The sequence below is a fragment of the Phenylobacterium sp. genome (genome assembly GCF_035276905.1).
Lineage (GTDB): Bacteria > Pseudomonadota > Alphaproteobacteria > Caulobacterales > Caulobacteraceae > Phenylobacterium.
Genome location: NZ_DATELG010000249.1, coordinates 1 through 8265, shown reverse-complemented (window position 1 = coordinate 8265; position 8265 = coordinate 1). Strand labels below are relative to the sequence as shown.

The following is an 8265-nucleotide window of genomic DNA, read 5'->3' as shown; positions in this document are numbered from 1 at the left end:
GTATCTCTAGTTCCCAGAGGATCTCCGATGGCTGGCCACACCATATCCGCCTACGCCGACGAACAGACCTATAAGCAGGTCTCCGAGCTCGCGAAGGCGGAAGATCGCTCCACGGCCCAGATCGCGGCCGCTGCGCTGCGCCTCTACATGCGCCTGCCCAGGCGCGCCCACGACGCCCTTCGGCGCCTTGAGGCGGCCGGTCCCGAGGCGCTCGATGCAGCAGCGTGGGCGGCGGGCCGCGCGCTCCTCGATCAGCAGTACGATCTGACTGTCGCCAAGGGGCTGAGGGAAGGCGGTCAGGCGTCGACCAGCGCTGACGAGGCCGCCCTGCTGGAGGAAGCTGCGAGCCTGGTTCGCAAGACGCGCTAGGTGATGCGCGTCTGCCTCGACCTCAATGTCTGGGTCGCCGACATCCTGGCGCGCCGGGACGGGCGAACCGGCACAGCCTGCCAGCTGATCACTTCGGCTGTCCGCGGGCCTGAGGCCGGACTGGACCTGCAGCTTATCGTCTCCTGGGGGATGCTCGACCGGCTCGAGGCGGTGCTGACGGAGCAGCTTGGCTTTGGGACTTCCACGGCGCGAGACCTGGTCGACGCGATCGCCAGCTACGCCGAACAGGGCCCGTCCCTCACCTTGGGCGGCGTCGGCGTCATCCCGATCCACGATCGCGAGGATCGCCATGTGCTTGAGACGGCGTGGGCCGGTGGGGCGAAAGCGCTCGTCACGATCGACTTCGACGGCTTCGTCTCGACCGACAGCCAGGTCCTCGCGGCCGGACGACTGGCGAAGCTCGCTCGGGGCGATCGGGTCCTCTTTCTCGTCCATCCATTTCTGTTCGCCGCGTGGCTTCGCGGTGAGGAGATTGATGGTCTCAGCTTCGACAGGCACAGTTCTCCGTAGGCTCAGCCGCGCCGATCCTGCAGATGTCGGCGCCGTCCCAGGCGAAGGCGAAAACGCGGGAGCTGGCGTGCATGCTTTTCAGTTCCGTCGCCCGTCCGCGCGCCGGCGCTCACCAGGGCTTGAAGGTCATGGACAGCCGTAATTCGTAACGCCCGCATTCCGCCACCGGGGCCCGCCCCCCTTGGCGCCCGCGCCGCCCCATGCCACTCACGCCGGATGCCTGAACTTCCCGAGGTCGAGACGGTCCGCGGCGGCCTGGCGCCGGTGCTGGAGGGGCGCAGGCTGTCGCGCGTGGAGGCCCGACGGCCGGACCTGCGGTTTCCGCTGCCGGAGAACTTCGTCCAGGTGCTGACCGGATCCACCGTCGTCTCGTTGACCCGGCGGGCGAAGTACCTCCTGGGCCGACTGGACCGCGAGGACACGCTGGTGATGCACCTTGGGATGAGCGGACGGTTTGAGATCGCCCGGCCGGAGGGCGTCGAGCGGCCGGGCGAGTTCCACTACGCCCCCGATCCGGACCCCAAGCACGCCCACATCGTCTTCGAGACCGAGGCCGGCGACCGGGTCACCTATTACGACCCGCGCCGCTTCGGCTACATGGCGCTGGTCAACACCGCCACCCTGCACCTGCACCCATGGTTCGCCGGCCTCGGGCCCGAGCCCCTGTCCGAGGTGTTCGACGCGGCCCGGCTGAAGAGCTGTTTCAAGGGCCGCCGCCAGGGGCCCAAGACCCTGCTGCTCGACCAGAAGGTCGTCGCCGGCCTCGGCAACATCTACGTCTGCGAGGCGCTGCACCGGGCGCGCATCTGTCCGTTCAAGCCGGCCGGCCGGATCAGCCTGCAAAGGCTCGAGCGCCTGGTCACGGCCGTGCGCGAGGTGCTGACCGCGGCGATCGCCGCCGGCGGCTCGACCTTGAAGGACTACGCCCAGGCCGACGGGGCGCTGGGCTACTTCCAGCACAGCTTCCGGGTCTATGACCGCGAGGGCACGCCCTGTCCCAACGAGGGCTGCACGGGGACCATCCACCGCGAGGTGCAGGGCGGCCGCTCGACCTTCTACTGCCCGGTCTGCCAGCGTTGAGCTAGCTTGACCTTATGAAGACGCTTCGCCTCGGCCTCCTCGCCCCGATCGTGGGCCTCCTCGCCGGCCTGTTCGTCGCCGGCGGCGCCTGGGCCCGGCCGCCGGTCTGGATCGTGCGCGACAAGGATTCCGAGCTGGTGCTGTTCGGCTCGGTGCACATCCTGCCGCCGGGCATGGACTGGCGCCCGCCGGCGCTCGCCAAGGCCCTGACCGACGCCGACGACGTCTGGTTCGAGCTGCCGATCGACCCGGCGACCGAGGCCGAGACCGCCCGGCTGGCGGCCGAGCGCGGGATGCTGGCTCCCGACCAGTCGCTCTTCAAGCTGCTGCCGCCGGCCGAGGCCCGGCGGCTGGTGCGGGTCGCGGGCAAGTACGACGCCGACCTGGGCGTGCTCGACCGGCTCAAGCCCTGGCTCGCCGACATCGCGCTCAGCGCCGCGGCCTACAAGAAGGTCGGGGCCGACGGCCAGGACGGGGTCGAGCGGGCGGTCGCCGCCTCCGTGCCCCCCACGGCCCAGCGCCGGGCCTTCGAGACCGCGCGGGCGCAGATCGAGATCCTCGCCGGCGCCAGCCAGGCCGAGCAGCTCGCCTCGCTCTCCCAGACGCTGCAGGAGATGGAGGAGAAGCCCGACGAGTACGAGCGCCTGCTGCGCGCCTGGATGGCCGGCGATCTCAAGGCGCTGGACGCCGAGGCCCTGGCGCCCCTGCGCAAGGCCTCGCCGGCGATTTTCCGCCGGCTCGTCACCGACCGCAACGTCAGTTGGACCAGGACGCTGGACGAGCGCCTGAAGGGCCATGGCAAGACCGTCGTCGTGGTGGGCATGGGCCACCTGATCGGCCCGGACGGGGTGCCGGCGCGGCTGCGCGCGCTTGGCTATCAGGTCGAGGGGCCGTAAAGCCGAGGCGGCGGACCCCAGGGAGAGGCCCCATGAGTTATGAGACCATCCTCGTCGAGACCGCCGACGGCGTGACCCTGGTCCGGCTGAACCGTCCGGAGGCGCTGAATGCCCTGAACAGCGTCCTTCTGGGCGAACTGTGCATGGCTCTCGACGTCGCCGAGGCCGACCCGGCGGTGGGCTGCCTGGTGCTGACGGGCTCCGAGAAGGCGTTCGCCGCCGGCGCGGACATCAAGGAGATGCTCGACAAGAGCTACGCCGACGTCTTCAAGGAAAACTTCTTCGCCGCCACCGGCCGCCGCTTCGAGCAGTTCCGCAAACCGCTGATCGCCGCGGTGGCCGGCTATGCGCTGGGCGGCGGCTGCGAGCTGGCCATGCTCTGCGACTTCATCATCGCCGCCGACACCGCCAAGTTCGGCCAGCCGGAGATCAACCTCGGCGTCGCCCCCGGCATGGGCGGCACCCAGCGCCTGACCCGCCTGGTCGGCAAGTCCAAGGCGATGGACATGGTCCTGACCGCCCGCCAGATGGACGCCGCCGAGGCCGAGCGTTCGGGCCTGGCGAGCCGCGTGGTCGCGGCCGACAAGCTGATCGAGGAGGCGCTGGGCGCGGCCAAGCGCATCGCCCGCCAGTCGCCTTTGGCGGTGATGATGAACAAGGAGATGGTCAACGCCGCGCTCGAGACGACCCTGGCGACGGGCCTGGCCTACGAGCGCAGGCTGTTCCACTCGCTGTTCGCCTTCGACGATCAGAAGGAGGGCATGGCCGCCTTCGTCGAGAAGCGCAAGCCGGTCTTCAAGGGCGAATAGTTGCGGCTGATCGCCTTCGGCGAGAGCTTCGTCGCCGGCGTCGGCGATCCGGACCACCTGGGCTGGGTCGGCCGGGCGCTGGCGGGGCGGCGTGCGGTCACCCTCTATAATCTCGGGGTGCGCGGGGCGACCTCGACCAAGCTCGCCAGCCTCTGGCGCCGCGAGGCCGAGGCGCGGCTGAGCGACGAGGAGCCGTGCCGCATCGTCTTCTCGTTCGGGGTCAACGACACCTGGCACGCCGCCGGCGAGGCCCGCGTGACGCCCGCCCAGAGCCTGCTCAACGCCCGCGCCATGCTGACCGAGGCGGCGAGCCTCTGCCCGGTGCTGCTGGTCGGCCCGCCGCCGATCCCCGACGCGGGCCGCCAGGCGCGGATCGAGGCGCTGAACGAGAACTTCAAGCTCCTCTGCGCGCGGCTGCAGGTCCCCTTCATCGACGTCTTCCGGCCGCTGGCGGCGGACGGGCTCTGGGTCTGCGAGGCCGCCGCCTGGGACGGCGCCCATCCCGGCGCGGCGGGCTATCAGCGGATGGCCGACCTGATCGCCGCCCATCCGCTCTGGCGGGCGTTCACGCTGGCCGAGTGAAGCTGTAACCCCGCCATTGACCGCGTCGGCGCCTTTGCGTATATCCGCGCCTCCAATTTCCCCGCCCGGTTCGCCGGGCGCGTTGCTGTTTGAGAGCTGAACTATGGCCAACACGCCCGGCGCCAAGAAGGCGGTCCGCAAGATCGAACGCCGCACCGAAGTCAACAAGGCGCGCCGTTCGCGCGTGCGCACCTTCCTGCGCCGCTTCGAGGAAGCGGTCGCCGCCGGCGACGCCGCCGCCGCGAAGACCGCCTTCGTCGAGGCCCAGTCCGAGCTGATGCGCGCGGTCACCAAGGGCGTCGTGCACAAGAACACCGGTTCGCGGAAGGTCTCGCGCCTGGCCGCCCGGCTGAAGAAGCTGTCCGCCGCCTGAGCGGTCCGGAGGCTTGCAGGGCCTCCGTCAACACCAATAAGTTGTTGTGACAGCGTCCGGCGTCGGACGCTGTTTTTTTGCGCCTGGACGTAGCGAATGAGGTGGCGCAACTGCGGCGGATGTACTCAGCGCGCGGAGTGAAAAAAGCTGCTTCCCCTTGGCCGCAATGGGGCTTCGCCAAGTCAACGAAAATATCCACACGGGCGCCGAAGAATCCCCGTTGACCCTCGAAGGGCCCCGACTACTCTCAGTCCTCTTACAGGCGTCTTCCATCTGATCCCGGAAAAACGGGGCGCCGGCGGGCCATCTGCGTTCGCCGAGTAAGAGCTTGTGTTTATTGAGAATTGGGCCGGTCTCAGCGCGGGGCGGAGATCGTAAGGGCGGGGTTGTATTGATGACGACGAGGGGGGTTGCGGGAGCTATGGCTGAAGCGCCGGCCGGGGCGGTGTGGACCAAGACCTGCCAGGTTCTCAAACGGGAATTGGGCGAAGCGACCTTCGGATCCTGGCTCGGGCAAGCCGCGCTGCGGGAGACTGGCGACGCGGTCTGCCTGGTGGCCGCGACCGGCGTCGCGCGCGACTGGATTCGCCGCCACGCCTGGCGCCGGATCGGCGAGCTGTGGGCTCAGAACGATCCGCTCGGCCGCACGCTCGACCTGAAGTCGAGGATGGAGGTCGACAGCGCCGGCGCCATGCAGCGCGTCCCCGTGATTCCGGCGCCGATCGCCGCCAACGCTGCGACCGCGCCGGAAATCTTCGAGATCGAGGCCGAGGCGGCGCCGCCGGCGGCCGTCAAGCAAGGGCGTCTTCAAGGACTCCAGGAGCGGTTCTCGTTCGAGACCTTCGTGTCCGGTCCCGCGAACGAGTTCGCCTTCGCCGTGGCCCGTCGCGTGGCGACCTGGGCCGACGGCCACTTCAATCCGGTGGTCTTCCACGGCCCCTACGGCTTCGGCAAGACGCACCTCCTGAACGCGCTCGCCTGGGAAGCCATCCGCAACGCCCCGGACAAGCGCGTCGTCTATCTCTCCGCCGAGCGCTTCACCTCGACCTTCGTCAAGGCGCTGCAGGACCGCCAGACCGCCGCCTTCAAGGAAGAGCTGCGCAACGCCGACCTGCTGCTGATCGACGACGTCCACTTCGTCGCCGGCAAGACCTCGACCCAGGAGGAGCTGTTCCACACCCTGATCGCCCTGGTCGAGGACGGCCGCCGGGTGGTGATGACCGCCGACCGCTCGCCGGCCGAGATCTCCGAGATGGAGCCGCGCCTGCGCTCGCACCTGCAGGCCGGCCTGGTCTGCGGCATCGAGCCGGCCGACCGCAGCCTCAGGCTCGGCATCCTGGAGCGGAAGCTGGCGACGCTCGCCCAGCAGGGCAAGTTCCACCCCTCGGCCCCGCCCGAGGTGCTGCAGTTCCTCGCCGACCGCTTCACCGACAGCGTCCGCGAGCTGGAGGGGGCGCTGAACACCCTGGTGGCCCGCGTGGGCGGCGACGTCGCCCGCCTGGGGCTCGACGACGCCCAGGGCATCCTGCGCCCGCACCTGGCCTGCAACGAGCGCAAGGTGACCGTGGACATGATCCAGAAGGCGGTCGCCGAGCACTACAGCCTGAAGCAGGCCGACCTGATCTCCGAGCGCCGCGCCCGCGCCGTCGCCCGGCCCCGCCAGGTGGCGATGTGGCTGGCCAAGCAGATCACCACCCGCTCGCTGCCGGACATCGGCCGCCGGTTCGGCGGACGCGACCACACCACGGTGCTGCACGCCGTCCGCCGGATCGAGGCGCTGAAGGCCGAGGACGCGACGCTCGCCCGCGACGTCGACGTGTTGCTGCGCAAGCTGCGGGGCTGATTAGACTGCAAGGCCGCGTCTGGGGCCTTCACCCGATTGCCGCCCGGCGGGCGGGCCGCTTTCCTCGCCGCTCAGGCAACGGAGATCGGCGATGGCGGCTGGCGAGGTGTTGCGGCTGGATCTGGCGCTGCAGGGCGGCGGCTCCCATGGGGCCTTCACCTGGGGCGTGCTCGACCTCCTCCTGGAGCAGGACTGGCTGGAGATCGAAGGGGTCTCGGGCACGTCAGCGGGCGCGATGAACGCCAGCGTCATGGCCGACGGGCTCGCCGCTGGCGGCCGCGACCAGGCGCGGGCGCAGCTGGAGGCGTTCTGGCGGCGGGTGGCGGACGCCGCAGCCTTCAGCCCGCTGCGCCGCGGGCCGCTGGACGTGCTGACCGGGCGCTGGACGCTCGACTATTCGCCGGTCTACCTGGCGATGGACCTCGCCGCCCGGATCTTCTCGCCCTATGACCTCAATCCCGGCGGCGGCAATCCGCTCTCCGCCATCCTCGAACAGAGCGTCTGCTTCGAGCGGCTGACCGGCGGGCCGGTCGAGCTGTTCATCACCGCCACCAACGTGCTGACCGGGCGCGGACGGGTGTTCCGCAATCCGGAGATCACCGCCGACGTGCTGCTGGCCTCGGCCTGCCTGCCGACGCTCTACCAGGCCGTCGAGATCGACGGAGAGCCGTACTGGGACGGCGGCTATTCGGGCAATCCGACGATGACGCCGCTGGTGAAGAACTGCACCTCGCAGGACATCGTGCTGGTGCAGATCAACCCGATCCGCCGCGACAGGCCGCCGCGCAGCGCGCGCGAGATTCACAATCGGATCAACGAGGTCTCGTTCAACGCCACCCTGCTCAAGGAGCTGCGCATGCTGGCGCTGCTGCGCCGGGCCACAGCGGCGGCGGGCGGCGAGGCCGGCCGATGGGCCGAGACGCGGATCCACCGGATCATCAGCGACGGCCTGGCCGATCTCGGCGCCTCTTCCAAGCTCAACGCCGAGTGGCCCTTCCTGACCATGCTGCGGGACAAGGGCCGCGAGACGGCGCAGGCCTTCCTCGATCGGCGCCGCAGCGACCTCGGCCGCCGCTCGACCTACGACATCGACGTCCTGCTCGAGGGAGTCTGATTAAGGAGACCGGCCATGACCACAGGCGCCGCCGGCGAACGCCGCTTCCTCAACCACCAGGAGCTGGAGGTGGTGGGAGCGACCCACTACCCTGAGCTTGGAGAGCTGGACGCCGGTCAGCTCCGCGAGGCGCGCACGCGGCTGCGGGACCTGCGCGACAAGGCCAGGACCATCGCCCGCCACAAGCGCCGCCAGGCCCGCGGCAAGGGCCCGCCCCGGGCGGCCGCCGCCTCCGGCAACATGGACCACGCCGCGCGGCGCAAGCAGATCTTCGCCCAGGCGCTCAAGCGCGCCAACCGCCAGCTGGAGAGGATCGAACACGCCGAGGCGCGCGCCCGGACCGCCGCCGGCCACCAGCGGGCGCTGGCGATGGCCCGCCGGGCGAGGGCGCTCGAGAACCGTCCGGATCCCGGCCGGCGTGCGCGCCCGGGCATGCGCGCCAACCCCAGCCTGCGCCGGGCGATGATCCTGGAACCGGCGATGGTGGGGCGGGTGTCCAAGGCGGGGAAGGTGGCCCAGGCCAAGCGGGACGCCGGCTGAGCGAGGCGCAAAGGGCGGCTGGAGGCGCTTGTTCCTCCCTCGCGAAGCGGTGGAGGGGGACCACCCGCCGGAGAGCGGGTGGTGGAGGGGGCGAGCCACAGGCGCCATGCCTCGCCACATCCCGATTT

Annotated in this window: 10 protein-coding genes; all 10 read left to right on the top strand. The window is 70.4% G+C overall.

Annotated elements, in window-relative coordinates; genetic code table 11:
• The first annotated feature begins 27 nt into the window (after positions 1-27).
• The 10 genes from VJS38_RS11750 (at position 28) to VJS38_RS11705 (ending at position 8137) form a co-directional block, all read left to right on the top strand.
• A complete protein-coding gene (locus VJS38_RS11750; protein WP_324088336.1) occupies positions 28-369 on the top strand; it encodes a hypothetical protein in 342 nt (113 codons plus the stop codon).
• A gap of 3 nt (positions 370-372) precedes the next feature.
• Positions 373-900, top strand: a complete 528-nt coding sequence (locus tag VJS38_RS11745) for a PIN domain-containing protein (protein ID WP_324088335.1) — start codon at positions 373-375, stop codon at positions 898-900.
• A gap of 216 nt (positions 901-1116) precedes the next feature.
• Complete coding sequence (gene mutM / locus VJS38_RS11740) at positions 1117-1980, top strand: bifunctional DNA-formamidopyrimidine glycosylase/DNA-(apurinic or apyrimidinic site) lyase (RefSeq protein WP_324088334.1); 864 nt, start codon at positions 1117-1119, stop codon at positions 1978-1980.
• A 14-nt stretch (positions 1981-1994) separates the two neighbouring features.
• Positions 1995-2876: a TraB/GumN family protein gene (locus VJS38_RS11735; RefSeq protein WP_324088333.1), complete on the top strand. Its 882-nt coding sequence runs from the start codon at positions 1995-1997 to the stop codon at positions 2874-2876.
• 32 nt (positions 2877-2908) lie between these two features.
• Positions 2909-3685 carry an enoyl-CoA hydratase gene (locus VJS38_RS11730; protein WP_324088332.1) on the top strand — a complete coding sequence of 259 codons (777 nt, stop codon included), beginning with the start codon at positions 2909-2911 and terminating at the stop codon, positions 3683-3685.
• Positions 3686-4267, top strand: a complete 582-nt coding sequence (locus VJS38_RS11725) for a GDSL-type esterase/lipase family protein (RefSeq protein ID WP_324088331.1) — start codon at positions 3686-3688, stop codon at positions 4265-4267.
• Between the two features lie 103 nt (positions 4268-4370).
• Positions 4371-4640, top strand: coding sequence for a 30S ribosomal protein S20 (rpsT, locus tag VJS38_RS11720; protein ID WP_324088330.1), 270 nt, complete (start codon positions 4371-4373; stop codon positions 4638-4640).
• A gap of 394 nt (positions 4641-5034) precedes the next feature.
• Complete coding sequence (dnaA, locus tag VJS38_RS11715) at positions 5035-6483, top strand: chromosomal replication initiator protein DnaA (RefSeq protein ID WP_324088329.1); 1449 nt, start codon at positions 5035-5037, stop codon at positions 6481-6483.
• A gap of 91 nt (positions 6484-6574) precedes the next feature.
• Positions 6575-7597 (top strand): patatin-like phospholipase family protein, encoded by a 1023-nt coding sequence (locus VJS38_RS11710; protein WP_324088328.1) that lies wholly within the window; start codon positions 6575-6577, stop codon positions 7595-7597.
• Positions 7598-7612: 15 nt separating this feature from the next.
• A complete protein-coding gene (locus tag VJS38_RS11705) occupies positions 7613-8137 on the top strand; it encodes a hypothetical protein (RefSeq protein ID WP_324088327.1) in 525 nt (174 codons plus the stop codon).
• Positions 8138-8265 lie beyond the last annotated feature (128 nt).

Bases quoted from the DNA above. Each gene is read 5' to 3' on its own strand.
- VJS38_RS11730 (WP_324088332.1), top strand. From the start codon at position 2,909: ATGAGTTATGAGACCATCCTCGTCGAGACCGCCGACGGCGTGACCCTG.
- dnaA (WP_324088329.1), top strand. From the start codon at position 5,035: ATGACGACGAGGGGGGTTGCGGGAGCTATGGCTGAAGCGCCGGCCGGG.
- VJS38_RS11745 (WP_324088335.1), top strand. From the start codon at position 373: ATGCGCGTCTGCCTCGACCTCAATGTCTGGGTCGCCGACATCCTGGCG.
- VJS38_RS11735 (WP_324088333.1), top strand. From the start codon at position 1,995: ATGAAGACGCTTCGCCTCGGCCTCCTCGCCCCGATCGTGGGCCTCCTC.
- VJS38_RS11710 (WP_324088328.1), top strand. From the start codon at position 6,575: ATGGCGGCTGGCGAGGTGTTGCGGCTGGATCTGGCGCTGCAGGGCGGC.
- VJS38_RS11750 (WP_324088336.1), top strand. From the start codon at position 28: ATGGCTGGCCACACCATATCCGCCTACGCCGACGAACAGACCTATAAG.
- mutM (WP_324088334.1), top strand. From the start codon at position 1,117: ATGCCTGAACTTCCCGAGGTCGAGACGGTCCGCGGCGGCCTGGCGCCG.
- rpsT (WP_324088330.1), top strand. From the start codon at position 4,371: ATGGCCAACACGCCCGGCGCCAAGAAGGCGGTCCGCAAGATCGAACGC.
- VJS38_RS11705 (WP_324088327.1), top strand. From the start codon at position 7,613: ATGACCACAGGCGCCGCCGGCGAACGCCGCTTCCTCAACCACCAGGAG.